The sequence below is a fragment of the Paraburkholderia kururiensis JCM 10599 = LMG 19447 genome (assembly GCF_003986935.1).
GTDB lineage: Bacteria > Pseudomonadota > Gammaproteobacteria > Burkholderiales > Burkholderiaceae > Paraburkholderia > Paraburkholderia kururiensis.
Genome location: NZ_RJZE01000001.1, coordinates 109,404 through 135,017, shown reverse-complemented (window position 1 = coordinate 135,017; position 25,614 = coordinate 109,404). Strand labels below are relative to the sequence as shown.

General features: G+C 62.6%; 20 protein-coding genes and 1 pseudogene. 15 read left to right on the top strand and 6 right to left on the bottom strand.

Translation table 11 applies throughout. The features are described from left to right. Positions 1-35 precede the first annotated feature (35 nt). Positions 36-674 (bottom strand): phosphatase PAP2 family protein, encoded by a 639-nt coding sequence (locus PKKP23_RS00585; RefSeq protein WP_161978058.1) that lies wholly within the window; start codon positions 672-674, stop codon positions 36-38. Positions 675-1,483: 809 nt separating this feature from the next. Here PKKP23_RS00585 and PKKP23_RS00580 point away from each other — a divergent pair. The 4 genes from PKKP23_RS00580 (at position 1,484) to PKKP23_RS00565 (ending at position 7,041) form a co-directional block, all read left to right on the top strand. Further along, positions 1,484-2,296: a Crp/Fnr family transcriptional regulator gene (locus PKKP23_RS00580; protein WP_033350732.1), complete on the top strand. Its 813-nt coding sequence runs from the start codon at positions 1,484-1,486 to the stop codon at positions 2,294-2,296. Between the two features lie 159 nt (positions 2,297-2,455). Beyond that, positions 2,456-3,619, top strand: coding sequence for a polysaccharide biosynthesis/export family protein (locus tag PKKP23_RS00575; protein ID WP_033350715.1), 1,164 nt, complete (start codon positions 2,456-2,458; stop codon positions 3,617-3,619). Positions 3,620-3,686: 67 nt separating this feature from the next. Further along, positions 3,687-6,002, top strand: coding sequence for a polysaccharide biosynthesis tyrosine autokinase (locus PKKP23_RS00570; protein ID WP_338120122.1), 2,316 nt, complete (start codon positions 3,687-3,689; stop codon positions 6,000-6,002). 34 nt (positions 6,003-6,036) lie between these two features. Beyond that, positions 6,037-7,041 carry an acyltransferase family protein gene (locus PKKP23_RS00565; RefSeq protein WP_240658664.1) on the top strand — a complete coding sequence of 335 codons (1,005 nt, stop codon included), beginning with the start codon at positions 6,037-6,039 and terminating at the stop codon, positions 7,039-7,041. 53 nt (positions 7,042-7,094) lie between these two features. On the opposite strand, the gene PKKP23_RS00560 is transcribed toward PKKP23_RS00565, so the two are convergent. Then, on the bottom strand, positions 7,095-7,343 hold the full coding sequence (locus PKKP23_RS00560; protein WP_017774708.1) for a hypothetical protein: 249 nt from the start codon (positions 7,341-7,343) through the stop codon (positions 7,095-7,097). A gap of 441 nt (positions 7,344-7,784) precedes the next feature. Here PKKP23_RS00560 and PKKP23_RS00555 point away from each other — a divergent pair, with 441 nt between their 5' ends. The 8 genes and pseudogenes from PKKP23_RS00555 to wbaP all read left to right on the top strand — a co-directional run bounded on the left by PKKP23_RS00555 (position 7,785) and on the right by wbaP (position 16,865). Beyond that, positions 7,785-9,272, top strand: a complete 1,488-nt coding sequence (locus PKKP23_RS00555) for a lipopolysaccharide biosynthesis protein (RefSeq protein ID WP_126875397.1) — start codon at positions 7,785-7,787, stop codon at positions 9,270-9,272. 11 nt (positions 9,273-9,283) lie between these two features. Further along, positions 9,284-10,276 (top strand): glycosyltransferase family 2 protein, encoded by a 993-nt coding sequence (locus tag PKKP23_RS00550; protein ID WP_126875396.1) that lies wholly within the window; start codon positions 9,284-9,286, stop codon positions 10,274-10,276. Further along, positions 10,273-10,917 carry an acyltransferase gene (locus PKKP23_RS00545; RefSeq protein WP_126875395.1) on the top strand — a complete coding sequence of 215 codons (645 nt, stop codon included), beginning with the start codon at positions 10,273-10,275 and terminating at the stop codon, positions 10,915-10,917. Before PKKP23_RS00550 ends, PKKP23_RS00545 begins: the two co-directional genes overlap by 4 nt. After that, on the top strand, positions 10,914-12,065 hold the full coding sequence (locus tag PKKP23_RS00540; RefSeq protein WP_126875394.1) for an NAD-dependent epimerase/dehydratase family protein: 1,152 nt from the start codon (positions 10,914-10,916) through the stop codon (positions 12,063-12,065). Before PKKP23_RS00545 ends, PKKP23_RS00540 begins: the two co-directional genes overlap by 4 nt. A gap of 18 nt (positions 12,066-12,083) precedes the next feature. Next, positions 12,084-13,022, top strand: coding sequence for a glycosyltransferase family 2 protein (locus PKKP23_RS00535; RefSeq protein ID WP_126875393.1), 939 nt, complete (start codon positions 12,084-12,086; stop codon positions 13,020-13,022). Next, positions 13,019-13,921: a glucose-1-phosphate thymidylyltransferase RfbA gene (rfbA, locus tag PKKP23_RS00530; protein WP_017774714.1), complete on the top strand. Its 903-nt coding sequence runs from the start codon at positions 13,019-13,021 to the stop codon at positions 13,919-13,921. The genes PKKP23_RS00535 and rfbA overlap by 4 nt, the downstream gene beginning before the upstream one ends. 73 nt (positions 13,922-13,994) lie before the next feature. Next, a pseudogene (locus PKKP23_RS00525) lies at positions 13,995-15,251 on the top strand (glycosyltransferase family 4 protein); the annotation flags it as partial. A gap of 210 nt (positions 15,252-15,461) precedes the next feature. Continuing rightward, a complete protein-coding gene (gene wbaP, locus PKKP23_RS00520; protein ID WP_017774716.1) occupies positions 15,462-16,865 on the top strand; it encodes an undecaprenyl-phosphate galactose phosphotransferase WbaP in 1,404 nt (467 codons plus the stop codon). Positions 16,866-16,880: 15 nt separating this feature from the next. On the opposite strand, the gene PKKP23_RS00515 is transcribed toward wbaP, so the two are convergent. After that, positions 16,881-18,557, bottom strand: coding sequence for a glycoside hydrolase family protein (locus PKKP23_RS00515; RefSeq protein ID WP_126875390.1), 1,677 nt, complete (start codon positions 18,555-18,557; stop codon positions 16,881-16,883). A 58-nt stretch (positions 18,558-18,615) separates the two neighbouring features. Further along, the gene (locus tag PKKP23_RS00510) at positions 18,616-19,824 is read right to left on the bottom strand and encodes a hypothetical protein (protein ID WP_126875389.1); all 1,209 of its coding nucleotides are present in this window, start codon (positions 19,822-19,824) and stop codon (positions 18,616-18,618) included. A 285-nt stretch (positions 19,825-20,109) separates the two neighbouring features. On the opposite strand from PKKP23_RS00510, the gene PKKP23_RS00505 reads away from it, so the two are divergent. Further along, complete coding sequence (locus PKKP23_RS00505) at positions 20,110-21,360, top strand: glycosyltransferase family 4 protein (protein ID WP_126875388.1); 1,251 nt, start codon at positions 20,110-20,112, stop codon at positions 21,358-21,360. A gap of 26 nt (positions 21,361-21,386) precedes the next feature. Next, positions 21,387-21,938 carry a dTDP-4-dehydrorhamnose 3,5-epimerase gene (gene rfbC, locus PKKP23_RS00500; RefSeq protein WP_026121417.1) on the top strand — a complete coding sequence of 184 codons (552 nt, stop codon included), beginning with the start codon at positions 21,387-21,389 and terminating at the stop codon, positions 21,936-21,938. A gap of 312 nt (positions 21,939-22,250) precedes the next feature. Here the strand turns inward: rfbC and PKKP23_RS00495 are convergent, their stop codons facing one another. Next, positions 22,251-22,571 (bottom strand): high-potential iron-sulfur protein, encoded by a 321-nt coding sequence (locus PKKP23_RS00495; protein ID WP_126875387.1) that lies wholly within the window; start codon positions 22,569-22,571, stop codon positions 22,251-22,253. 503 nt (positions 22,572-23,074) lie between these two features. Between PKKP23_RS00495 and PKKP23_RS00490 the strand changes: the two genes are divergently transcribed. Continuing rightward, positions 23,075-23,254 carry a hypothetical protein gene (locus PKKP23_RS00490; protein WP_126875386.1) on the top strand — a complete coding sequence of 60 codons (180 nt, stop codon included), beginning with the start codon at positions 23,075-23,077 and terminating at the stop codon, positions 23,252-23,254. Positions 23,255-23,307: 53 nt separating this feature from the next. On the opposite strand, the gene PKKP23_RS00485 is transcribed toward PKKP23_RS00490, so the two are convergent. Then, positions 23,308-25,560: an LPS-assembly protein LptD gene (locus PKKP23_RS00485; protein WP_240658662.1), complete on the bottom strand. Its 2,253-nt coding sequence runs from the start codon at positions 25,558-25,560 to the stop codon at positions 23,308-23,310. Between the last annotated feature and the right edge of the window lie 54 nt (positions 25,561-25,614).

Genomic DNA, 25,614 nt, shown 5'->3' with positions numbered 1-25,614 from the left:
CACGACGTCAGAAGGAGCATGACGCTCCGTCTCGATCAACGCGCGTCGTCGAACTGCGTTCTGCTCCACTGCGAGAGTTGCGGCGCCTTGTGATCGATCCATATCGACACCGGCGCCACCTTCCCATGGCAGATCACCACGAGCGCCAGCGCGAATGCGGTGAACGGCGTGGGGTCGCGCATCGTCGTGACGTTGCCCGTTGCCTCGCGCGCCTGACGCATCATGATGGGCGCACACGTGGCGAGCGATACGAGCGTGCCGATGGCAAGACCGCTCACCACTTCCGACGTGGAGTGAAATCCGATCAGCACGCGCGAAGCGCCGATAGCAATGGCGAACGCGAACCCCAGCCCGAAGAGACCCATGACCGTGCGCGGCGAATTGCGGCTCGCAAAGAGCGCGAGCAGCGTGGGGTACACGGCGCTCGAGAGCATGGTGTGGCCGCTGATCACAGTGAAGTCGAGTGCGGGCATCGCCATGCCCCAACCGGCGTGGGCGATGCGGCTCGCTGCTACGAGCAATGCGCCCGCGCTGAAGCAGCACGCCCACGTCATCAGCGGCCGCCAGAAGCGCTGCGCGGCGAACCATGCGAGCACGAGTGCCGCGAGCGGCACGGTGAGATACGGATCTCCGAAGTTTGTGAGATAGAGCAGAAGGTGCAGGATGAGGTGCATGACAGCGTCCGTGTTGTCGTTGTCAGGGGCCACGTGCGTTCTTGCTGCGCGGTACGGGACGAGTGCCGCGACGCGTGGGCCGGTGAAGCCCGATGTGTACCACACCTGATGGGAAATGCGACGTGCGCTTTCCCACATCAGTAATTTCGTTATTCATCTGCTTTCATTATTCTTTTTAAACGGTAATACTGACGCAAAGTGAAGGCGAATTGCGATATTTAAGATTCTCTTAAGAACTCATTTTGTTTGGTTCTCGCACCGCTGAATAAGAGAATTACCGTGTGAATTAATGGGAAAAGGCCGGTCGTGCAATATTTCTTGCCCGTCCTTATCGCTTTCATTTGCCTTTTAATGTTTCATCGACGAGACAGTTCGGGCCGCCGGGCAATGTGCCGCAAGCGGTGTTTCATGGCCTCGAAGCGGCGCGGCAAGCCACACGTGATTCCGTGATTCCCCTAATGGCGGGGCATTCCATCTGCATGAACGCAATGCAACAAAATGTAGCTATTTGTATCTACTCATCCATATCCTTCATTTGGCGTCCGGATGGTTCATATATGAGACAGTCGGGCGATGCCGCGTAGAAGCCGTTTCATGGCTTCAGAAAAAAATCGTTGGTAAACAGGGCATTGATTCACATGGCATGCAACTGGCTTTGGGAACGGCGGCAAAACGGAGGATGGTATCCAGACGCCCCGATGCACCGGCAGATCGCCTGGTGCACTGCGGTAACTGCGGTGTAAGCCAGCCTGTCATTTTCACCCTACGCACGCCCACGAGGCGTGTGGCCAGACCCAGTGGAAACGATCATGCCCGACTTGATGACCCAGCAACTCGAGAACCACCTGCTCAGTGCGCTACCCGAGGCCGAGTTCGATGCTCTCTCTCCTCACCTGCAACTGCGGCGGCTGCAAGCCGGCCAATTGCTGTCGGATTCCGGCGAGGCTGTAAAACAGGTGTATTTCCCGGCCACCGCCATTATTTCCATGATTTTTTTGATGGCCGACGGCGCCACCGCCGAAGTGGCCGCAGTCGGAAATGAAGGCGTAGTGGGCGTGCCCGCACTCATGGGCGGATTCGCCATGCCCACACGTATCGAAGTGCGTAGCGCCGGGTACGCGTACGTCATGAGCGCGCAGGCGTTCAAGCGCGAATTCGAACGTCACGGCCTCATTCACCGGCTGATGCTGCTGTACATCCAGGCGTTGCTCACGCAGATCGCGCAAAGCTCGCTGTGCAACCGGCATCACCACATCATGCGTCAGGTGTCCAGCTGGCTGCTGCTCACGCAGGACCGGCTCAAGACCAACGAGCTCGACGTGACGCAGCAACTGATTGCCACCATGCTCGGTGTACGCAGGGAGGGCGTAACCGAAGCCGCCGGCAAGCTCCACGACGCGGGTCTCATCTGCCAGCGCCGTGGTCATATCACCATCCTCGACCGCGACGGGCTCGAAGAGCAGGCCTGCGAATGCTACGGCATCGTCAAGCGTGAATTCGAGCGGCTCCTCAGCGCTGCTGAAGAAGAAAAGAACAGAAGCATCGGCTCCCGAGAATCAATGGCGTTGCCGTCGCGCCCGCGCCTCGACCTTGGCCGGCTGGCCCAGGCCGCGCAATGCTGAGTGCGGGTGCGCGGCGCCTCGCGCATCGGGCTTCGTTCGAAGCGCGCGCCTGACGCCGGCAACTTCCCATTCGAACGTGGATTTTCGATGCCGGCAGTGGCCGGTAGCGGAGAGCATTTCGTCGGGACTGGAGCGCCCGGCGATTACCGGAAGAGCGACATGAGCAGAAAAAACAGGATCATTGCCTGCCTCGTGAGTGGGGCAGTAGCGGGTTGTTCCGCAGTGCCCGGGCCGTACCTCGACCCTTCGCGCATGCAGAAAGAGCCCGAAGCGAGCACGGAAAAGCCGGTCTACCCCGTGCATATGATCGACGCAGGCGTCATTGCGCAGCAGATCAAGTTCGACGAGAGCAATACGCAGGCGCTTCCACAAGAGGTGGCGAGACAGGGAGATTACCGGGTGGGCGCGGGCGACGTGCTCAACATCATCGTATGGGGGCACCCCGAACTCACGGTGAACGGCGGCGCGACGGCTGCCACACCGGGTAACGTGACGGACCCCAATGCGCTGAACGGTCCCACTGGGGCCGGCAATCCGGGCGCGCTCGTGGATCCGAACGGCGAGCGCGTTTCGGCGGATGGCGCGATCTACTTTCCGACCGTGGGCCGCGTGCACGTGGCCGGCATGACCGCCGGCGAAATTGCCGCCACGCTGCGCACGCGGCTTGGCAGCTACGCGGTGAAGCCGCAGCTCGACGTGCGTGTCGCGCAGTTTCGCAGCCAGCAGGTGCAACTGGCAGGTGATCTGAAGAACCCGGGCACCATGCCTATCACCGACGTCAAGATGACCGTGGTGGACGCCATTGCACGTGCCGGCGGCGCGCAGCCCGATGCCGATTTGCAGCGCGTGCAGCTCACGCGCGACGGCAAGGTCTACACGCTCGACGTGCAGCGCACGCTGGACCGCGGCGACGTATCGCAGAACATCGTGCTGCGTGCAGGCGACATTCTCTACGTGCCGGATCACAACGCGAGCCGCGTGTTCGTGCTGGGTGAAGTGACGAAGCCGCAAACGCTCTTCATGAACAAGGGCAAGCTCACGCTCGCCGATGCCATTGCGGACGTGAACAGCATCGACCCGCGTGCGGCGCAGCCGCGCCAGATTCTCGTGATCCGGCGCACGCCGAACGATCCGCGCAAGCCAACCATTTATCAGCTCGATATGACGCAGGTGGACGCAATTCTGCTTTCCACTGAATTCGAGCTTCAACCGCTCGACGTGGTGTACGTGGGCACGGCGGAAGTCGCACGCTTCAACCGCCTGCTGGAACAGCTGCTGCCGACCATGACGAGTCTGTACCTCATTTATTCGGTGGGCAAATGAACCACGACACCTGTCGTTTTTGCAAAGCCTTTGCAAATCTGTACCAACCATCCTGCTTTCTTGAGGGGTGACAAACGTGAATACGTCCAGTATCGACGCACGACATCTGGGAGGACCAGGACCGCACGACAGCTCGCCTGACGTGCGTGAAGTACTCCGCCTGCTATCCGACCACTTGTGGACGGTCATCGCCATCGCTGCTGGAACGGTCGTTCTCGCTGCAGCAGTGGTGTTCTTGATGAAGCCCACTTACTCGGCGAACGTGCTGGTGCGCGTGGAGGCGCAGGACCCCAACGCGTTCGGCATTGCGCAGCAAGGCGAGATCGTGGTGGGGCAGAAGCCGCTCGCCACCGATGCGGAAATCGCCATGATGCAAAGCCGCCGGGTGCTGGAGCCCGTGATGCGGCAGTTCGGTTACGAAGTAAGCGTCACGCCGCGCAAGGTGCCGGTGCTTGGCACGATCGCGGAGAAGCTCGCTTCGCCCGGCAAGCCGTCGCGTCCCTGGTTCGGGCTCGATGCGTTCGCCTGGGGAGGCGAGCGCATTCGTGTCGAGTCCGTGCATGTGCCCTATACGCTCGAAAACAACCGGCTGCGCCTGCGCGTGCTCGAAAACGGCCGCTACGTGCTGCTCGATCCCGACGGCAATGCGCTGCTCACGGGGTCCGCGGGCGCGCCCGCCGCCGATGGTCCTGTTTCGATGGTCGTCACGCAGCTCGATGCGCGGCCCGGCACGGAGTTCTACGTTACGCCGCTGAACGAAGTGAATGCGATCAAGCGCTTTTCGAAGGACCTCAAGGTCGTGGAAAAGGGCAAGGAAACCGGTGTGGTGCAGATCTCGTTCGAAAGCAGCGACGCCGCCACGGCCGCGAACGTGGCCAACGCCATTGCGCAGGGCTACGTGGCGGCTACCGTCACGCAGCGCCGCGCGAACGACAGCAAGACGCTCGACTTCATCAACCAGGAATTGCCGCGGCTGCGCGATGAACTGAAGCAGGCCGAAACGCGGCTCACCGACTACCGCGCCAAGGTGGGTTCGCTGCAACCGACCGCGGAATCGCAGTCGTACCTGCAGGGCGGCATCGACTTCCAGCGGCAGATCGCGACGCTGCAACTGCAACGCACGCAACTGCTCCAGCACTTCCAGCCCGGCAGCCCGCCGGTGCAGAACATCGACCAGCAGCTTGCGCAGTTGAACGCGCAAAAGGCCCAGTTCGATGCGCGCTTCAACAGCATGCCGGAGTCGGAGCGCACCAGTGCGGACCTTACGCGTAGTGCGAAGGTGGCCGAATCGATCTACGTTGCCATGGTCAACAAGGCCGAAGAACTGACGGTACGCCGCGGCGCGACGACCGGTGACGTACATATCGTGGACGGTGCAGTGCGCCCTGCCGATCCCGTCTCGCCCGACGTGCCGCTCGTGCTGGGTGCGAGTGGCGGCGTCGGCTTGATGATCGGTTCGCTCTATGTGTTCACGCGGCGCCGCCTGTTTACGGGCGTGACGGACCCGCGTTTCGTTGAGCGAAGCATGAGCGTGCCCGTGTTCGGGTCGATCCTCTACAGCGCGCAGCAGGCGCGGCTGGATCGTTCGGCATCCGCGGCGGGCGCGGGGGCTGTGGTGGCCGAGCCCGCCATGCCGCTGCTCGGCACGGAGCGCGAGAGACGCTCCGACGCCGTGGCGTGGCCGCCCGCCGCGCAGCGGCTGCTGGCGCGCAGCTTTCCGCAAGACCCTTCCGTGGAGGCGCTGCGAGGTGTGCGTACCGCGCTCCACCTCAACGTGCAGGAGACCTCGGACAACATGATCGTGGTGACGGGCCCCACGCCCGGCACGGGCAAGAGCTTTCTCGCTGCGAACCTCGCCGTGCTGGAAGCGGAAACGGCAAGACGTGTGCTGCTCGTGGACGCCGACATGCGCTGCGGCCGCATCGCGTCGCTGTTCGATCAGCCGAATGCGGACGGGCTCTCCGAACTGCTTGCGGGGCGCCTCAAGATCAATCAGGCAATACGGCAGACCGGCGTGCCCGGGTTGTCGCTGCTCTCGTGCGGGCGCTATCCGGGCAATCCGTCGGAGCTGCTGATGATGCCGCACTTCCGCAGTCTGCTCGAAGAGTTCAAGCAGCGCTTCGATCTCGTGATCGTGGATACGCCGCCGCTGCTCGCCGTGAGCGACGCGGCCATCGTCTCGCATCGCGCAGGCAAGACGGTGCTCGTATTGCGCTCGGGCACGCAGACCGAGGAAGAGATTGAAGAAACGGTGACCAAGCTGGAACGCGCGGGTGCCTGGGTGGTGGGCGCGGTGTTCAACGCGGTGCCGTTGCGGCGTAGCGAACGGCGCAGCTACAGCTACATGTCCGTCTACTCGAACCATAACCACGTGGCTGCATGAGCCCCTGCATGCGCCCCACATGGAGGGCATCGGTTTGTTGAGAGACGACTTCGAGGACTACGCCCGCGGCATCGGCATTGTGCTCGTCGTGTATGGGCATGTGCTGCGCGGTTTGATGAGTGCGGGCATCGTGCACGCGGACCAGTGGATCGCGCAGACCGACTACGCGATCTACACGTTCCACATGCCCCTCTTCTTCGTTCTGTCCGGGCTGCACGTTGAGCGCAGCCTCAAGCGCGGCCGCCTCGGCTTTCTGACACGGAAGGTGGAGACGGTGGTGTATCCGTATCTGCTCTGGTCGATCCTGCAAGGGCTCGTGCAGTGGGCGGCGTCGGGTGATACGAATCATCCGTTCACGCTCGCGCAACTCATGTCGATTCTGTGGGACCCGTTCGGGCAATTCTGGTTTCTCTACGCGCTCTTCCTGTGCCAGGTATTCGTATGCGTGACCGGCACGCAGCGCGTCGTACTCGTGCCGTTCGCCGTCGTCGCGTATGTAATCGGCAGCGTTCTGGACTACGGCATTTTCACAACGGCGCTCAAGTTCTTCCTGTTCTTCGCAGCGGGCATTCTGCTCGCGGGGCAGTTTCGCGACATCGTGGCGCGCGTGTCGGCGCTCGGCTGGATCGCGCTCGTGGCCGTCATGCTGTGGCTTGCCATCGGTTTCGCGCGCGACCTCGGCGACTACAACGGCATTGGCGCATTGCCGGCCACCACCCTCGGCGTGCTGCTGGTGTGCCAGCTCGCGCTACGAATGAGCGGGTCGGTACGCTTTGCGGCGCTCAAGCTGCTCGGCGTGGCCTCTATGCCGATCTATCTGGGGCACATTCTTGGCGCTTCAGGCGCGCGCGTGGTGCTCATGCATTTGCATGTCGAGAACCTGTATGTGCATCTCGCGGCGGGCATGGCCATGGGCCTCGCATTTCCGCTCGCGCTCTACTTTGTCGCGGCGAGGGTGCGGTTCGAAAAGCGGCTGGGGTTCCCTGTCGTGGGGCCAGACCTGTGGGGCATGCATCGGTCTGCGGGAGCGTTGAATTGAAGCGGAATGCGAGGGCAGCAATGCGCGTGCCGCGTTTTTCCCGTGGTCTGGGTTTAGCTGCGCGTGCCGCCGCTACTGCCGTAGCCGAAGATGCGCGCCAGCCAGCGGCCCGCGGCGAGCCACGTGGGCGTCTTGAGCGGCGTGCTGTAGGGTACGCCGGACGTCTGCCGCCGTGCAGCGATTTCGTCGCGCGTAAGCATGCGCTCGGTGCGCTCATCGGCGCGCCGGGCCGCTACGCACAGCGCCACGACGACGATGATCGCGAGGACCTGCAGCACGGCGAGAATGATGAGGAAGTACATGGCGCTCACGAAGAAAGGGCTGCGGGTCGGGGCAGCACGGTGCCGACTTCGTTATCTGCAACGGAATCGACAGCAGAAGTTTGCCACGACCGCATGGCACGCCGGTTCGTCGAACAGCGGCAGATTCGCGGCGCAATTCGACGCGTGGCGCGAAGCGGGAAATTTTGCCGGCCGCTTCCTTCCGTTGGTGCCGTCAATACCGGACCCATTGCTGCGGCGAGTATACGCCCGGCCTGTTGCCGTCCCCATGCGTGTCACGCCCGCGGGTCCTGGTTTGCCGCTCTCGCGCAAAGCCTTGCTGCAAGCCGCTGTATGACCGATTCGTGCCAGGGGGTGTGTTCGACTCCGTACATTACTCGGCATGTTCCGTCGTTACAGTGGTCCGGTAGATGCAGCGCAGCATACCGTTTCAACCCACCTCCATCCTTCACGCCAATCACGATGCTCAAACGGAGTTTGATCGCCAACTATGCAGGGCAGGCCGTGACCGTCGCGCTCGGTCTTGTCATGGTGCCCACCTATGTTCGCCACCTCGGGGTGGAGGCATATGGCCTGATCGCTTTCAATGCCGTGCTGCTCGCCTGGGTGCAGGTGCTCGACTTCGGTCTCTCGCCCACGCTGACACGGGAGCTCGCGCGTATGCGCGACAGCGCGTCGAGGAAGGAAGCACGCCTGCTGTTGCAGTCGCTCGAAAAGTTCGTGGCGGGCACGTGTTCGGTCCTGATTCTCTGCTCGCTCGCCGCCGCGCCGTTCTTCGCGGCGGACTGGCTCAACGCGAAGGCGCTGCCGGCGGGGGAAATCAGGATCGCGTTCGTGCTGATGATGTTCACCGTCTCCGCGCGCTGGCTTTCGTCGCTGTATCGCGGCGGTATGGTGGGTATCAACCGCCAGGCCACGCTCAATGTCGTGGTGGTGACGTTCGCCATTATTCGAGCCGTGCTCGTGGTGGCGGTGATATCGGTGTGGCCGCGCGTGGAGGTGTTCTTTCTGTGGCAACTGGGCGCAATCGTGGGCGAGAGCCTCACGATGCGTCTGCTGCTCGGCCGCGCCATCGACGCACCGCTTCTTACGCGCACCTTCTCGCGCGCCGTGCTGATGGCCCGCGCGAAGCTGTCGCTTTCCATCGCGTTTTCCGCGCTTGTGTGGGCCACGTCCACGCAGATCGACAAGCTCATTCTCTCGAAGATCCTGCCGCTTTCCGCGTTCGGCGTATTCAGCATGGCGACGCTGCTCGCGAGCGGCATTCTGCTGATGGCGAGCCCCATCGAGCAGGCGTTCATTCCACGCTTTACGGCAGATAGCGCGAGCGAAAAAGCCGAGGTTGGGCCTGGCTACTTCCTCGCGAGCGAAATCATGATGATCGCCGTGATTCCGGTGGCCACCATCTTCGCGTGCATGCCGGACCTCGTGATGAAACTGTGGTCGGCCAGTGCGCCTTCCACGCCGGAAGCGTGGCGCGTGCTGCAATGCTATGCGATCGGCAACGCGTGCTCTGCCATTGCGGGATTGTCGTTTCTCGTGCAATACGCGGCCGGCAACCTGTCGCTCCATATCAAGGGCAACCTGCTGTTCATCTCGATTCTCGTGCCTGCGGTGCTGTTCGGCGCGCTTCATCTTGGCGCGCGTGGCGTGGGCTACGCGTGGCTCGCGGTCAACGTTTATCAGTTGCTTGTGTGGGTGAGTATCGTGCATCGCAAGTTTCTGCCCGGCATTAACCTGGCCTGGTACAAGGGGCTGTTTACGCGCGTAGCGGTGGTGGGCCTGCTCGGCGTGGCGTTCCACTATGCGGACCTCTCGCAACAGCCGCGCATTGCCTTGTTCTTCCTGTTGCCCTGCATCTGGCTGTTGATGGTGGCGGCCGCGGTGGCCGTGTCGCCCATTTTGCAGCGCAAGGCCCGCGACCTGGCCGGACGCTTCGTGCTGAACTAAAAGGGACCGCCATGAGCGCATCACACGTCAAAACGCCCGATCAGCCGATTATCTCGGTAGTAGTCCTATGCTACAACCTGGAGAAATATATCGGCGAATGCCTGGACAGCGTGGTCTCCCAGCAGATCGACGTGCCGTTCGAAGTGATCGTGAGCGACGACGGTTCGAGGGACGCATCCCTCGCCGTCATCGAATCGTTCAAGGCGCGTTACCCGCACCTCATCCGCATCGTGCGGCACGAGCACAACGTGGGCTACTCGCGCAATTTTGCCGACGCCATTGCGCCGGTGCGCGGCGAATACATCGCCTGCATCGACGGCGACGACCTCATGCTGCCCGGCAAGCTGGCGCGGCAGTACGAGCTTCTGGAAACGCAGCGCGAGTTCGGCATGGTCACGCACCGCATGCGCACCGTAAATGCCATGACGAAAGAACCCGTGGACTTCCCGTTGCCGCGTGTGAAGCCGCCGGTGTTCGACGGCGAATACATGATCGAGAACGGCCCGTTCTTCTTCACGAGCTCCACGATGTTCCGCACGGCGCTGCGCAAGCGTTATGCCGTAGACCTCCAGCTGGAAGTGGTGGCGGACGTCGCCAATCTGCTGCAGTCATTTCATGGCACGCAGGCGCGCTATCTGGACGAGGAACTCGGCTTGTATCGCGTGAACCCGAATGGATTCACGTCCACGGTCATCCGCAACCCCGCGCGGCACGAAACCAGCATCCGCGACATGATGCGCACTTTCGAGATGGCCGACGCCATGGGCATGGCAAAAGACGTGACCGATCGCGCCCGGGCCAGGCTCTTCCTGCGCTCGGCCATTCTGTATCTGGAAAGCGGCCACTACGAAGCATTCGAGCGCTGCATTGAAACCAGCGTGAAGTTCGCGCGTGTGGGCGCGAAACAGGAAGGGTTGTACGCGATGCGGCGCTGGCCGCGCACGCTGCGGCCGCTATACACCTTCGCGAAGCAGATGGCCGGCCGGCAGCCGGTGCGGGCATGAGCGTCCTGACCGGCCCCATTGCCCGCTTCGGCGAACTGCGCGGGATAGACCGGATCAACGCGCTGCAGCTCGCTTACTACCGCGCAAAAACGCAACTCTGGTACGCGCACGCGTTCGCGAAGGTAGGTAAAGGCAGCGCGATTTTCAGGCCGATGCTGCTCGCTAACGTACATCACGCGTGGATCGGCGAACGCGTACTGATCCGCCAGGGCGCGCGCATCGAACTGATCCTGACGGATCCCGCCGCGCCTCCGAATCTCACCATCGGCAACGACGTGAACATCGAGCAGAACGTGCACATCGTCTGCGGGTCGTCCATCGAAATTCAGGATGACGTCACGATTACCGGAGGGTGCGCAATTGTGGACGTCGAGCATCCGTACGAGGACGTTCACGACCCTGTGCGCATCGGTTGCCGTGTGAGGACGCGCGGCAATCGCGTCGTGATCGGCGCCGGCAGCTTTATCGGCTTCGGGTCGGTGATCCTGCCAAACGTAGCCATTGGACGCCACGCGGTGGTGGGAAGCCATTCCGTAGTGACACGAGATGTGCCGGACTTCAGCGTAGTGGCCGGAAATCCGGCTCGCATCATCAAGCGCTTTGACTGGCAGACGCGAACATGGGAGCGAAGCGAATCATGAACGTACTCATTACCGGCGGCGCCGGATTCATCGGATCGCACCTTGCCAACAAGCTGGCGAAGCAGAACGCCAACGTCACGGTGCTCGACAACCTCTCGCAGCAGATTCACGGCGACGACCCGTATCACAAGTCGGCGCTGTTTCTGTCGCTGGACCCATCGGTGCGTTTCATCGAAGGGTCGGTTGCGAACCGGCGCGCGCTCGAACGTGCGATGCAAGGCCAGGACGCCATCGTGCATCTTGCTGCGGAAACGGGAACTGGTCAGTCCATGTACGAAGTCAGTCGCTACGTGGACGTGAACGTGGGCGGCTGCGGCTTGATGCTGGACATTCTCGTGAAGAACCGCGAGAACACGGTGAAGAAGGTCGTGGTTGCGTCGTCGCGTGCGATCTACGGCGAAGGCAAATACCGTTCGCCGGCGGCCGGCATCGTCTATCCCGGCGCGCGCCGCGAAGAGGATCTGCGCGAGGGGCGCTTCGATCATCTGTGCCCCGTATCCGGCGAGCCGCTGGAGTGCTTGCCGACAGACGAGGATTCGAAGATCCATCCGTCATCGGTGTACGGCATCACCAAGTACGACCAGGAACTGATGGTGATGACCGTGTGCCGCTCCATTGGCATCGGTGCGTCTGCACTGCGCTATCAGAACGTCTATGGACCGGGTCAGTCGCTCTCGAATCCCTACACCGGCATTCTTTCCATCTTCTCTACGCGTATCAAGAACGGCCACGAGGTGAGCGTGTTCGAAGATGGGCTGGAAAGCCGGGACTTCGTCTATATCGATGACGTGATAGACGCTACCCATGCCGCGCTGATTCGTAGCGAAGCGAACGACTACGTGTTCGGCATCGGCTCGGGCGAACGCACGCCCGTGATCGACGTGGCCCGCAAGTTGCGCGAACTCTACGACAGCGACGTGCCCATCAAGGTGACGGGCGCATTCCGCCTGGGCGACATCCGCCACAACTACGCCGACCTCACACGTGCGCGCGAACGGCTGGGCTATGCGCCGAAGGTGAACTTTGACGAGGGCATCAAGCGCTTCGCGCAGTGGGTGGACGCGCAGGAGGTGCAGCCGGACCGCTACGAACGCAGCATCGTGGAGATGCAGGCACGCGGCCTGTATCGCGCAAGCCGTGCGGCTTGAGCCAAGGAGCGCCGGAACATGAACATGGAGCGTACCAGGCGTCGCGTTGGCGTGGTCACGGTGCTGTATCAGTCGGACGCCGTGCTGGAGGACTTCTTTGCGAGCCTCAAAGCACAAGAGGGCGTGGACATGACGCTCTACGTGATCGACAACAGCGCGAAAGACAGCGGCAGTGTGCTGGCCCGCAAGCTCGCGGCCGAAGCCGGTATCGACGCGCGCGTGCTGTTCAACAACGCGAATGTGGGCGTGGCGCGCGGCAACAACCAGGGCATTGCGATGGCGCTCGAAGACGACTGCGAGTACGTGCTGCTGGCCAACAACGACGTCGAGTTTCGCGACCCGCAGACCATCGCGCGGCTGATCGAGCCGATACGCGACGGCGCGTCGCTCGCCACGTTTCCGAAGATCACGTATCACGGCACCAATCGCATCTGGTGCGCGGGTGGCCGCTTCTGGCCGCTGAAAGCCATTACCACGCACGTGGGCGACGGCGACGAAGACCACGGTCAGTTCGACCACACGCGCTTCTCCGAGTACGCGCCGACGTGCTTCATGGCGCTGCACGCGAGCGTATTTGCACGCGTGGGCATGATGGATGAACGCTATTTCGTCTACTACGACGACGCCGATTTCGTCTGGCGTATGAATCGTTGCAGCATTCACCTGCTGTATGTACCGGCATCGCATGTGGCCCACAAGGTGAGCTTTTCGACGGGCGGCGACGAAACGCCGTTCAGCCTGTTCTACTGCACGCGCAACCGGCTCTACTTCAGCCGCAAGAATCTGCGGTTTCCGTTGTCTGCAGTGGCGCAGGCGTATTCGGTGCTCGCCATGCTCGTGAAGTGCCCGCGCTTCACGCCGGCAGGACGACGCAGCGTGCTGCGCGGCATCGGCGAAGGCATGCGATTGCAGCAGGTGGCAGACGGCATGCCGGCAAACGCAAGGAGAGCGCTGTGAACCGAAAGGGAATCATTCTGGCGGGCGGCTCCGGCACCCGGCTTTATCCGATCACGCATGCCGTGTCGAAGCAGATGTTGCCCATCTACGACAAGCCGATGATCTATTACCCGCTCTCCACGCTGATGGTGGCCGGCATACGCGACGTGCTCGTGATCTCCACGCCGCGCGACCTGCCGTGCTTCCACGCGCTGCTGGGCGATGGCAGCCAGTTCGGCATGAACATCGAATACGCGGAGCAGCCCTCGCCCGATGGACTCGCGCAGGCATTCGTGATCGGCCGTCGCTTCGTGGCGGAGCGTCCTTCCGCGCTGATTCTCGGCGACAACATCTTCTACGGCCATGATCTGGTGAAGCAACTGGAAAGCGCGAACCGGCGTACCGAAGGGGCCACGGTGTTCGCGTATCACGTGCACGACCCGGAGCGCTATGGCGTCGTGGAATTCGATGCGAATTTCAAGGCACGTTCGATCGAAGAGAAGCCTAAGGCGCCGCGCTCGAATTACGCAGTGACGGGTCTCTATTTCTACGACCGCCACGTGTGCGACATCGCCGCAGACATTCGCCCTTCCGCGCGCGGCGAACTGGAGATCACCGACGTCAACATGCAATACCTCAGGCGCGAGCAGTTGCACGTCGAGATCATGGGGCGCGGCTATGCGTGGTTCGACACCGGCACGCACGATTCGCTCACGGACGCGACGAGCTTCATTGCAACCTTGCAGAAGCGGCAAGGAATGATGATCGCGTGCCCCGAAGAGATCGCATGGCGCAAGCGCTGGATCGATCGCGAGCAGCTCGAACGGCTTGCACAGCCGCTTTCGAAGAACGGTTACGGCACGTATCTGATGAATCTGTTGCGCGACCAGGCGGTGCGGCCCGCTGCATCTCTTGCATGAGGGCGTGGCCCTCTTTTGTCCGCCAGGGCTTCTGTGCGAATCCGAACCGAAGGGCAATGGGCCGGCCCCTAGCATCGGCAGTGAAGATCAAGCGCGTGCGCCGTTGCGCGGCGCGCGTTTCATGGAGGCTTATTCGATGAAGGTCGCGCTTGTTCACGACTGGCTGGTCACGTATGGCGGATCGGAGAAGGTGCTCGAGCAGATCATCGAGTGCTTTCCCGATGCGGACGTTTTCAGTCTCGTGGATTTCATGTCGGACCGTTCGTGCCTGCATGGGAAAAAGGCGACAACGTCGTTCGTGCAAAAGCTGCCATTTGCGAAGCGTCATTACCGCAGCTATCTGCCGTTTTTTCCGCTGGCGATCGAGCAGTTCGATCTTTCCGGTTACGACCTCGTGATATCGAGCTCGCATGCAGTGGCCAAGGGCGTGCTCGTAGGTCCAGACCAGGTGCACGTGAGCTATGTGCATTCGCCCATCCGTTACGCGTGGGATTTGCAGCATCAGTACTTGCAGGAGGCGCGGCTCACGAAGGGCCTGCGTTCATGGCTCGCACGCATCGTGCTGCATTACCTCAGAACGTGGGATACGCGCACGGCGAACGGTGTCGATCTGTTCGTCGTGAATTCGAGCTTCATTGCGCGGCGTGTGGAGCGCGTGTACCGGCGTGACGCAGTGGTGGTGAATCCGCCCGTGGATATCGAGGCGTTCGAGCCGCGTGCACGGAAAGAGCCCTTTTATGTAACCGTTTCGCGGATGGTGCCGTACAAGAAGATGGACCTCATCGTGGAGGCCTTCGCCGCCATGCCTGAGCGCAAGCTCGTGGTGATCGGCGATGGACCCGACATGGAGAAGGTACGGGCGAAGGCCGGACCGAACATCGAAATTCTCGGACACCAGCCTTTCGACGTACTCAAGGACCACCTGCAGCGCGCGAGCGCATTCGTGTTCGCAGCGGAAGAAGACTTCGGTATTTCCGTGGTCGAAGCACAGGCATGCGGTACGCCGGTCATCGCGTTTGGCCGCGGCGGTGCGCGTGAAACCGTGATCGACGAAAAGCACGCGCATCCCACGGGGCTTTTCTTCGACGAGCAGAACGTGGACTCGATTCGCCGCGCCGTGGATCGCTTCGAGGCGAACCAGGAGCGTTTCACACCGGCGAATTGCCGCGCAAACGCCGAGCGTTTTTCGAAGGCAACGTTTCGAAGCGGCCTGCTCGCCGCGGTGCTGGAAGCGAGCGAGTCGCGCAGCCACCTGCCGGCAGGCGAGCGGATTCGTGCGGCACTCGCGCCATCCATGCTGCACCGGCCGGCTTCGCTCGGTGTACTCGATGCACAGATGCTTGCGGAGCCCACCTGAACGCGGCGGCGACCGCAACCGTTCGAGTGTGTTGCCGCGTGTTGACATGGAGCATCGATGTTCCGCGCTTGTCCCTGATAACCAGAACTGCATGCAAGTAAAGCGAGGGAATTTCAAGTGAACTCAACCGTCAGCGTCGGCTATGCTTCAGCGCCCCGACAGCTCCTGCGCCCGTTCCCGTCCTTGACGAACAAGGCGGCGCTCGCTGCTTCGGACGTGTTGGGCTTCACCGTGGCACTGCTCATTACCACGCACGTGCTCGGCTCGTTTTCCACCGAAGGGCAGCAGAGCGTCTGGGCTTCCATGGCGAAGCACCCCGTGCTGATCTACATGGTGCTCGTAGGAACCGGTACCGCATGGTTCTGGCTGCGGTGGCGTCATTACACGTGCCGTCGTCCGTTCTGGCGCGAGATCGAAGAGATCTTCCAGGCGCTGCTCGTGCTCGCCGTGATTCACCTCGCGCTCACTACGCTGACTAAAGGCATGTTCTCGCGCGGCTGGTGGGCGTTGACGTGGAGCGGCGCGTTCGTATTGGTGCCGACATTCAGGGCGTTGACGAAACGCGCATTGGATGCGGCCAATCTCTGGAAGCGCTCCACGCTCATTGTGGGTTGCGGCGAAAGCGCGCTCGAAGCGAAACAGGCGCTCACGAGCCAGCGTTTTCTGGGCGCGGACGTGGTGGCGTACATCGCACCGGACGGCCGCCCCACAGCGAAGGCCCGAGTCGATGCGCCGGTGCTGCACGGCATGACGCCGGCCACGTTCCGCATGCTGCCCGGCACGCAGGTGGTGATCGCACTGGAGCAAGAAGAGGAAGCGTTGCGCAACGCGTGGGTGCGCGGCCTCACGCAGAACGGCGTACGCGACGTGACCGTCATGACGTCGATGCGCGGCGTGCCGCTTTGCAACACCGACATCTCGTACTTCTTCGGCCACGAAGTGATGATGCTGCGCATGCAGAACAACCTGGAGCGTTTCTCCGCGAAGGTGCTCAAGCGCGTCTTCGACGTGCTCGCGGGCGGCTTCCTCATGCTGATGCTGCTGCCCATCTTCCTGCTGCTTGCAGCGCTCGTGGCGAAAGACGGCGGATCGCCGTTCTATGGGCACACGCGCATCGGCCAGAACGGACGCCGCTTCAAGTGCTACAAATTCCGCTCCATGGTGCGCGATGCGGACAAGGTGCTGAAAGATCTGCTGGATCGCGACCCCGTTGCACGCGCGGAGTGGGAGAAGGACTTCAAGCTCAAGAACGACGTTCGCGTCACGCCGGTTGGTGCGCTGCTGCGCAAGACGAGTCTCGACGAGTTGCCCCAGCTCTGGAATGTGTTGCGCGGCGACATGAGTCTCGTGGGCCCGCGCCCCGTGGTGGAGAAGGAAATTGCGCGCTACGGCGACGAGGCCGCCTACTATCTGCTCGCGAAACCGGGCATGACGGGCCTCTGGCAAGTGAGCGGACGCAACGACACGGACTACGCACGCCGCGTGTTTCTCGATGCGTGGTACGTGCGCAACTGGTCGCTCTGGTACGACATCGCGATTCTGTTCAAGACCGTGGGCGTGGTATTGCGGCGGGACGGCGCGTATTGAACAACGGTGCGTCGCTTACTGCGACGCCGTCTGCGCGGCAGGAATCAGATAACGCGGCAACGGCCCCACGCGCCACGTGAAGGCTTCGTCAGATACGGTCACCGTTCGCTGCGCTCCTTGCCAGTCGCGCTCCACATACGAGCCCGGCGGCAGCTTCAACGACACGGTGCGTTCGTCCGTGCCCACCGTCCAGCCCGCAATGATCGAATCGCCGCCTTGCGTGCCGTAGCGATAGGCCTTCACGTCGTCGGTATCCACAAGCGCTGACTGCCAACGACGATTGCCGAGCGTCGTAGCCAGCACAGAAGTGGCGACGAACGCCGGCTTTGGCGAAAGGTCGTGATGCAGTAGTCCGAAGTTGTGCTCGAAGTTGTTCGGGTCGGTGCCGTCGTCGATGAAGTCATACCAGAACAGCACGCGCACGGAATCGTAGCGGCGCGAGAGCAGGTAGCTGCGCGTAATGTTGGCGGCCTGGCTCGTTTCGTCCTGGCCGGGCACCTTGGGATTCACGGGCCAGCCTAGCTCGGTTATCCAGACTTGCAGCGGGCGTCCGTCGGCCTTGATGTTGTCCGTGGCGAACCGTTTGAGGTACGGCCACGTGGACGGAATGCTGACTGAGGGGATAGGCGCGCCCTGCGCCGCATAGCCCTTCTCGGGCGTGTTCGGCGTCATGTACGGATGCACGCTGAAGCCGTCCTGGTCGTTGAGCCCGCCGCGTTTCATGAGCGCAACCATGCAGTCGGCGCCCGGACCGCCCCCTGAACCGCCGCCGCCGCACGAAATGACCGTGGCGTTGGGGTTGATCTGCTTGATCTTGTGATACGCGTCCTTGAGCAGCGCGAGGTAGCGGTCGTAGCCGATGCGGTTGAAATCCGGCTCGTTCCAGATCTCCCAGTGCGTGATGGTCTTGCCGTAATGGCGCACCACAGCGTCCACGTAACGCACGAACAGGGCCCGCGCTTGTGGCGTCATGGGGAACGTGGAGCCGTTGAAGAGGTCGGGATAAACGCCGGCATTGCCGTAATCGAGCACGCCGAGCACGGAAAGCCCCAGCTGCGATGCCCGCGCCACGTAGTCGTCGTAGCGGGCCGGGAACGTGAAGCGGCCCGGCGTCTTTTCAATTTCCTGCCAGTAAAGTTCGTCGCGAATCCACGAGAAACCCGCCTGTTTGACGAGCGGCAGCACCACCTGCGGCGAGCCTTGCCCCTGAACGAAGTGCGTGACCACGCCGAAATCCGAGGGGCCTACGCTGTCGCGCGGCGTGACGACAGCCATGTTGACCGATGTGCGCCCCGACGCATCGCCGTCCTGTGCAACGAGTTCGGCATCTACACGGTAAAGTCCGGGCCCCGGTGGCGTGATGTTCACCTGCACCGTCTTGCCTTGTGCCGCTGCGCCAACCATCGTGCGGTACGAAGCCGCAGGCCTGGTGGATAGTCTGCCCTCGTCGTCGTAGGGGAACAGCGTGAGCCGCAGCGTCGCGCCGGGCGAGTCGACCACGCCCGTCTGGAACTGCAGCGCTACCGCTTTGCCCGGCGCCGAGATCAATGCGTCGGGACGATTCGCAGCACGAAGCTCGGCTGCGTTCGCGCCCGGCAGGCCGGCAAACGCGAGCGCCAACACGGACGCACGCAGCGCAAAGGCAAACGGGACACGGACGCGGATACGCGAGGCAGACTTTTTCTTCGGCATGGTGCGGACTGCACGGTGGAAAGCCGTGCGGGTTGCAATGGTCGAGGCGAAGCCGCTACTAGCGGAATGCGTGCCATGGTGGCGGCGCGGCAGGGGCGGGCTTGAGGCGCCCCAGCAGGCGCATTCGTTGCGGCACGGGCATGCGGGCACGCGCATCGGCAAGCCAGATGGAGAAGCGCGGCCAGTAGCAGATCAGGTACGCCAGCGGCACGAACGATGTCACCATCGTTGGGCCCAGCGTGGCCGTGATGAGCAGCGTCATGAGCATCACGAAACCGTCGCTCGCGGTGAAGCCCAGCACGCCGAGCAGGATCAGCGCTGGGATGAGTCCCATGTCGATGATGAGGCCCGGAATACTCGCGAACGTCACCTCGTTGATGTAGTACACCTCGCGATTCATGTGTACGTAGGGCAGATAGCCGTAGTCGTTGAGCAACTGCTGCGTGGACACACCTTTGATGAGGTCCGAGAACCGCGCATCGAGCAGGAACGGGTATCCGCCCATGCGGTGCGCGAAAGTGGGCACGCCGAAGAAGCCGTGCGCTCGCATGTAGAGGCCGATCGCTCCCATCACGCCGGTGAAGATCCCAATGGCCACCAGCGGGTGAATCGAACGCAGCGAACGGCGCGCAAAGTAGAGCACGGCAAAAATGCCCAGCACGGCCGACGCCTTGGAGAGGCTGATGAAGAGGCCGATCCAGTAGAGCGTCATCATGAACTTGCTGGTTTTCTCGCGCTGCATGAGATACAGCACGAACGACGCAGCCAGCAACGACGAGAAGAAGCCGGCCTCGCGGGAGAAGCCGCAGACGCGCGCGAAATAGAGGATCTCGTAGAAATTCGTATTGGTCTGTGTGGCCGAGTCTCCCCAGAGCATCTTCGACACTTCATCGGGGCCAAGCTGCACCGCAAGACTGTAGTCCGCGTAGTACGTGATGAACTGCACGATGGCGAACAACACGTTAATGCCCATCCAGAGGTGCAGGTAGTCGATCTTGCGCGCGTACGTGTACATCAGATAACCCACGCAGATCGCAATGGAGACGACACGTGCAGCCGCCATCGGGCTGCTGATCAGGCAGGCCGCCACGGCGATGGCGAGCGGCAGCGCCCAGCGGCGCACGGTGGCCAGTGCGAACGAGGCAAAGCCCGGGTCGAGCAGCGGCAGCATGACGTACAGATAGATCGTCACGCCTTTCACCTGCGGATTGAAGATCACGCAGGTGAAGAACATATAGAACAGCATCGAGATGGTGCGGGCGTACATCGGGCTCTCCAGCGGCACCGGCCGTCCGTTGAAAGTGCCAGGTTATGCGACGCCCGAAGGCCGCTCAGTTCGGAACCGTACTTAGCGGTGGGCGGTTGCAGGCCCGGCACACACCGCACTGAAAGCACATGGGATGCCCGGCAGATGCACGAGAACAATTTCGATCTGCCTGGAGCTAAGTGCGAAATCGTACTGAGCAGCCCCCTTGCGTGATCGCCTAATGCAATCGTGCGCCGCATCATCGCGCCACGCTTGACCGCAATCCACGCTATGGAGCTGTGCCTGATGAATCCGATCACGATGTCGGCCAAAGCCGCCACCGCGACCGCACCAGTCCCCCTCGCGAGCGCCGCCGACAAACCTCATGTGCGTGAGCTGGCAGGCGGAACATTCGCGATAAACGGAAAGTTCGCCTCGCAGCGCATGACGGGCGTGCAGCGCGTGGGCTATGAAATGGCAATCGCGCTCGTGCGATCCGTGCCGGATGGTGCCGATCTGCCGCTCTTCGTGCCGGCCGATGCGCGTGACGACGTGGCATGGCCCGCGGCCGCATCCGTGACTTCGCCGGAGGGCATCGCTGCCCGCTGGATGAAGCGCGTTTTCAAGGGCGCACTGTGGGAGCAACTGGTGCTGCCGTTTGCATCGGGCGGCCGCACGCTGCTGAGCCTCTGCAACATCGGCCCGCTGCTGGCGCGCCGGCAGGTGCTCATGGTGCACGATGTCGCGGTCTACGATCTGCCCGAAAACTACTCGTGGAAGTACCGGCTCTGGTATCGCGTGGCGTATGCCGTTCTGAAGCGCACAGCGAAGCACATCGTCACCGTGTCCGAATTTTCGAAGCAACGCATCATGGTGCGCCTCGGTATCGACGCGAGCCGTATCTCGGTGGTGCGAAACGGCGTCGATCACTTCGACCGTATCGTTCCGGATGCGCGCATTCTTGCGCGGCTCGGTCTGAAGGAAGACGGTTACGTGCTGATTGTGGGCAGCCTCTCCGTGGGGAAGAACCTTGCGCGCGTGCTGGCTGCTGTCGAGCAATTGAGTGAGCGCGATCACGACTGGCAGTTCGTGGTGGCGGGCGGTTGCGATCTGCGCGTCTTCAACGGCAAGGCGAAGGCGGGATTGCAGCCGTCCGACCACGTGATCGCGGCAGGCTTTGTTTCGGATGGCGAATTGAAGGCGTTGTACGAGCACGCGGGCTGTTTCGTGTTTCCCTCGCTCTATGAAGGGTTCGGCCTGCCGCCGCTCGAAGCGATGTCGTGCGGCTGCCCGGTGATCGCGTCGCGCGAGGCGTCGCTGCCCGAGGTCTGCGGTGACGCCGCGATGTACTGCGATGCGCGTTCGGTGGAAGACATTGCGCGAAAGATCGCGCAGATGATGAGCGACAAGGCGCTGCGCGAAACGTGGCGTGCGCGCGGGCGCGAGCACGCGAAGCGTTTCCGGTGGGATGCCGCCGCGCGTGAACTGCTCGATGTGCTGGAGCGCGAAGCGAGCGTGCATGCCCGCCGCGACCGCGCCGCGCGCGGGAGGATTTGAAACTCGTCTATACGGAGCAGGCCGAGATGGCTATTGAGGTGAAGGAGACAGCAATTGCGGAGGTCAAAATAATCGAGCCGACGGTGTTCAGCGACAGTCGCGGGCACTTCTTCGAAAGCTTCAACGCGCGGGAATTCGAAGAGAACGTGGCGAGAGGACACGTGTTCGTGCAGGACAACCATTCACGTTCCACACGTGGCGTGCTGCGCGGACTGCACTATCAGATCCAACGGCCGCAGGGCAAGCTCGTGCGCGTGATGACCGGCGAGGTGTTCGACGTCGCGGTGGATTTGCGGCTGAGTTCGCCGAGCTTCGGCAAGTGGGTGGGCACGCGGCTGAGCGCGAAGAACTATCGGCAGCTATGGGTGCCGCCGGGATTCGCGCATGGCTTCATCGTGCTTTCGCCTTCCGCCGAATTGCTCTACAAGACCACGGACTTCTGGTTCCCCGAGTACGAGCGCAGCCTGCTGTGGTCCGACCCGGAAGTGGGCATCGACTGGCCCAATGGCGCAGAACCCGTCCTGTCGCCGAAGGACGCGGCCGGCCGCTTGCTTTACGAGGCCGAATGTTTTGCTTGAGGGTTCTTTCCGTGCAGCCAGGACGGCAATGGGCGACGGTCGCGTCTCGCGGCCGTCAACCCTGGCCCTAGCCCGCCAGATACTCGATGGCGCTGACCACGAAGGTGTAGGCGCTGATGCAACCGCCCAGCGTGAAAGCGCCGCGCATGAAGTCGCTCATGGAAGTCTCCTGGCAAGGTGTGGAGGCGCCATTAGAGCCGAACAAAAATAAAAACGAAAGACATTAGAAAGAAAAATGTTGGCAAATGGTTGGCTACACCTCATCGCGCCGTTCGACCGACCGTGCGAAAAAACCGGGCGCGTCCGCGTCTGCTACGAGTTCGTATATGAACTGCACCATCCACCGGAGGCCACGAGCTTCGCGCCGAACAGCACGCAGCCACCCCACGCATCGCCGCTTTTGCCCTGGAACAGCGAGCAGGTGCCGCAGCGTTGCCCGGCCGCGTAGGCGGGAAAGCGTGCCTTGTCGACGCGTGTGGCGTCTTCCACATAGCCCAGCGATTTCGCTGTGGGGTCGCTTTCGCTCACCTTTTCGTCGGCGGCCCGTGCGGTGCGGCTGAGGATGAGCGCCGGTGCCATGCCGGCGCCCACGACCATGACGTGATGCAGAAAGTGACGGCGCGATGTCTTCATGGGGTGCGTGGTTTTTTGGTGGTGTGAGGAGATGAACGCAAGAGGGGCGACGAGAGTCGCCGTGCCTGCGAGCGGCGATGGCCAGTATGGCAGCGTCGCTGAGAAGGTGCATGCGGATGGGCAAGGCCTTCCAGAAGCACCGCTTCCCGTCGCGCGGCACTCACGTCCGCACAAGCCTGGCGACGCCCTGTTCCGCGACGCTCGCCGGAAATTCACGAAAGACCGCAAAAAAAAGGACCCGAAAATCCGGGTCCCTAACATCGGCCCTGGTCCTGGCGGACAGGGGGGCCGAACGGCCGTTGCTGCTCTGGTCTCCACAGGGGAGGAGGGGCGTTGCGGAACAGACCGCCGTGCAAGGCGGGGCAACGCAATGCCCGTCGAATGTAGGGCCACCCACTTAAACGAAACTTAAACGGCGCACCAGGGTATACGTCGGTATGGGAACGGGCATTCGCCGTGCTCCCATCATGCACTTGCGTGTTCAATCCCCTCAGGGACCTCTGATGCCTCACATCGTGCCCCTTCGCGCCGCAAGGCGCCCGCAATCGCGCCACGGCTGGCGCCGGCAGGCGGGCTCCATCAAGGGCGCGGTCGTGCTGGCGCTCGTCCTGGTCGGCCTCGTCGCTTCGCTTGTCGTCGGATTCGGGCTGTTCGGCATCGTGCTGAGGCTCTTCATGCGGTAAGCCTGTGTGCCAATGCCGCGACATTCGAATGAGCGACGTCGCCGTCCGTCTCGTCACGGATAGTTCGCGAACCGCGATTCGGCATCCGGCACGGCAGGCGCGCTATAACCGGCAACGCTCGCGCGAAACTGCTGGAGCAGTCCGTTGTCGATGCGGCTCACGCCGTTCAGTTGCAGCTGCATCAGCAGGCGTGTGCCGCTCGTCGGCGTGTTGGTGCTGCTCGTGTTGGTGTACTTCTCGAAGGCGAGGCTCACGGCCCAGCAGTCGGCCTGGTATTGCATGCCGAGCAGTCCGGCCACGGTACGGTGAACGCCCATGTCGTAATCGATCATGCCTACCGCCGAAACGCGGCGCGAGAGCGGCCATTGGCTCGAGAGCAGAATCTGGTTCACCGCTGCGTCGCCAAGCGTCGCGTTCGCTTTCGCATAGAGGTAGGCCGCGTTGAGCACCTTGCCGTCGGCCGGCTTCCAGCTCACGCCCGACGTAGCCTGCGCGAACGCGTTGTTCGACTGGTCGTATTCCACGGCCTGTTCCACGCTCATGTTGTCGCCCAGGTTGAACGAGGCGCCCGCAATGACGTTGGAGGGACCGGCCGAAGGCGGAATGTCGCCGGACATCGTGACCTGCGTGGTGCGGAAATAGTATTCCTGGGCGAGCACGAAGCGCGCGCGTTCCGCGCCGGTTGCGGCGTCGAGAAAGCGCGTCGTGATGCCTGCCGTCACGCGGTTCATGTCGGACACGCGGTCGCCGCCCACGAAGCGGTTGCTCGTGAAAATCTCCGCCAGCCCGAAGTCGAGCGGCGCCGTGTCGAAGATGGGCGCGAATGTCTGGTTCCGGTAAGGCGTGTAGACGTAGTAGAGGCGCGGTTCGAGCGTCTGGATCATGTCGACGCCGAAGAGGCGAATGTTGCGCTCGAACGTTGCGCCCGAATCGAAGCTCAGTGTGGGAACGTTGAAGCTGAACGTCTTCGGCTGGCCTGCAGGGGCATTGCTGCCGATGCTGCTGAGATCGTATGACGCGAAGTGCCATTGCACCTTGGGCGTGACGTACCAGCCCGGATGCAGGATTGCGTAACTCACGTAGGGGTCGAACGTGAAGCGCGCGCCCTGCGTGGAATGTCCGACGGGAATCGAAAAGCGCGCAGCGTTCGCATCTGCACCGAAGTCGAACCCTGCTACGTTGTAGCGCGTGTACTTCGCGTCTATTTCGGGCTCGCGGTTGTACGGTGGCGAAGTCGTAAACGACTGCCAGTCCTGCACGCGTGCGAGCACAGACCACGGACCGTGGTTGTACGTCACGCCGGCCTCCTCCTGAAACACCGTCTGCGAGCCCAGTACAAAGGCGTTTTGACCGAGGTCCGTCGGCACCGCGGCATCGGACACGCGGTTGTAGTTCACATACGCGGCAAGTCCGTCGCCCAGCGTCTGCTGATGCTTGAACGAAAACGAATAGCGGTTCGTCTTCGTGATCGCATCGTAGGGCAGGTAGGTGATGGAGAGCGCGCCGGAAGAATTCGCTGTCAGATAGCGATAGTCGGCCGTCAGCAGGGCGCCGCGTTTAGTCATGACGCGCGGCGTGAGCGTCAGGTCGTAATTGGGCGCCAGATTGAAATAGACGGGCAACTGGAAGTCGTAGCCGCTCGACGAACTGAGCGAGAACGTGGGCGGCAGGAGCCCTGTGGCGCGTTCGCCGTTGAGCGGAAACGCGAGCCACGGAAACGCGAAAAGCGGTGCGCTGCCGAAAAACAGCACGCCGTTGTACGCCACGCCCTCGTTCTCGCCCTGGTCCAGATCGAGGCGCGAAGCGCGCAGATGCCACGCGGGACTTTCGACGCAATTGCAGGTGGTGTACGTCGCGTCGTAGGCGGTCTCGCGTTGCGCGTCGATCAGGTCGATTCGTGAAGCGCGGCCCGAACCGTTCGTCAGCGTGAAATGGTAGGCGGGCGTGCTCATCGTGCCCGCCGTCTCGCTTACGTGAAGATGGGCATCCGGCCCGCTGAACACGTCGCCGTCATGCGTGATCTGTACGTGGCCGTAGGCATCGGCCATGTCGGTGTCCACGTCGTAGTGGAGCGCGTCGGCCTTGACTACGGACGTGCCGCTGCGCAAGTCCGCGTTGCCTTTGAGTGCAAGGTCGGTGTTGCTGGTGCCTGTGGCGCCGCTGCTGCCCGTGAATATCGCGGCCTTTGCGCCGGGCGCGAGCGGATGCTCCACGAGTTCGGGCGCGAGTTGCAGCCCCCACGCGCCGTCCATGCGATACGGCAGCGCAGCTTGCGCTGCGAGCTGGGCACACGCCGAGCCCGGCATGCAGAACATGCACGCAGGCGCGGCGAGCAGCAGGTCCAGCGGAAGTCGAAGCGT

What these genes read in the sequence shown, in the direction of transcription:
- PKKP23_RS00585 (WP_161978058.1), bottom strand. Translation starts at nt 674, where the DNA reads ATGCACCTCATCCTGCACCTTCTGCTCTATCTCACAAACTTCGGAGAT.
- PKKP23_RS00580 (WP_033350732.1), top strand. Translation starts at nt 1,484, where the DNA reads ATGCCCGACTTGATGACCCAGCAACTCGAGAACCACCTGCTCAGTGCG.
- PKKP23_RS00575 (WP_033350715.1), top strand. Translation starts at nt 2,456, where the DNA reads ATGAGCAGAAAAAACAGGATCATTGCCTGCCTCGTGAGTGGGGCAGTA.
- PKKP23_RS00560 (WP_017774708.1), bottom strand. Translation starts at nt 7,343, where the DNA reads ATGTACTTCCTCATCATTCTCGCCGTGCTGCAGGTCCTCGCGATCATC.
- PKKP23_RS00555 (WP_126875397.1), top strand. Translation starts at nt 7,785, where the DNA reads ATGCTCAAACGGAGTTTGATCGCCAACTATGCAGGGCAGGCCGTGACC.
- PKKP23_RS00550 (WP_126875396.1), top strand. Translation starts at nt 9,284, where the DNA reads ATGAGCGCATCACACGTCAAAACGCCCGATCAGCCGATTATCTCGGTA.
- PKKP23_RS00545 (WP_126875395.1), top strand. Translation starts at nt 10,273, where the DNA reads ATGAGCGTCCTGACCGGCCCCATTGCCCGCTTCGGCGAACTGCGCGGG.
- PKKP23_RS00540 (WP_126875394.1), top strand. Translation starts at nt 10,914, where the DNA reads ATGAACGTACTCATTACCGGCGGCGCCGGATTCATCGGATCGCACCTT.
- PKKP23_RS00535 (WP_126875393.1), top strand. Translation starts at nt 12,084, where the DNA reads ATGAACATGGAGCGTACCAGGCGTCGCGTTGGCGTGGTCACGGTGCTG.
- PKKP23_RS00515 (WP_126875390.1), bottom strand. Translation starts at nt 18,557, where the DNA reads ATGCCGAAGAAAAAGTCTGCCTCGCGTATCCGCGTCCGTGTCCCGTTT.
- PKKP23_RS00510 (WP_126875389.1), bottom strand. Translation starts at nt 19,824, where the DNA reads ATGTACGCCCGCACCATCTCGATGCTGTTCTATATGTTCTTCACCTGC.
- PKKP23_RS00505 (WP_126875388.1), top strand. Translation starts at nt 20,110, where the DNA reads ATGAATCCGATCACGATGTCGGCCAAAGCCGCCACCGCGACCGCACCA.
- rfbC (WP_026121417.1), top strand. Translation starts at nt 21,387, where the DNA reads ATGGCTATTGAGGTGAAGGAGACAGCAATTGCGGAGGTCAAAATAATC.
- PKKP23_RS00495 (WP_126875387.1), bottom strand. Translation starts at nt 22,571, where the DNA reads ATGAAGACATCGCGCCGTCACTTTCTGCATCACGTCATGGTCGTGGGC.
- PKKP23_RS00490 (WP_126875386.1), top strand. Translation starts at nt 23,075, where the DNA reads ATGCCTCACATCGTGCCCCTTCGCGCCGCAAGGCGCCCGCAATCGCGC.
- PKKP23_RS00485 (WP_240658662.1), bottom strand. Translation starts at nt 25,560, where the DNA reads ATGCCGGGCTCGGCGTGTGCCCAGCTCGCAGCGCAAGCTGCGCTGCCG.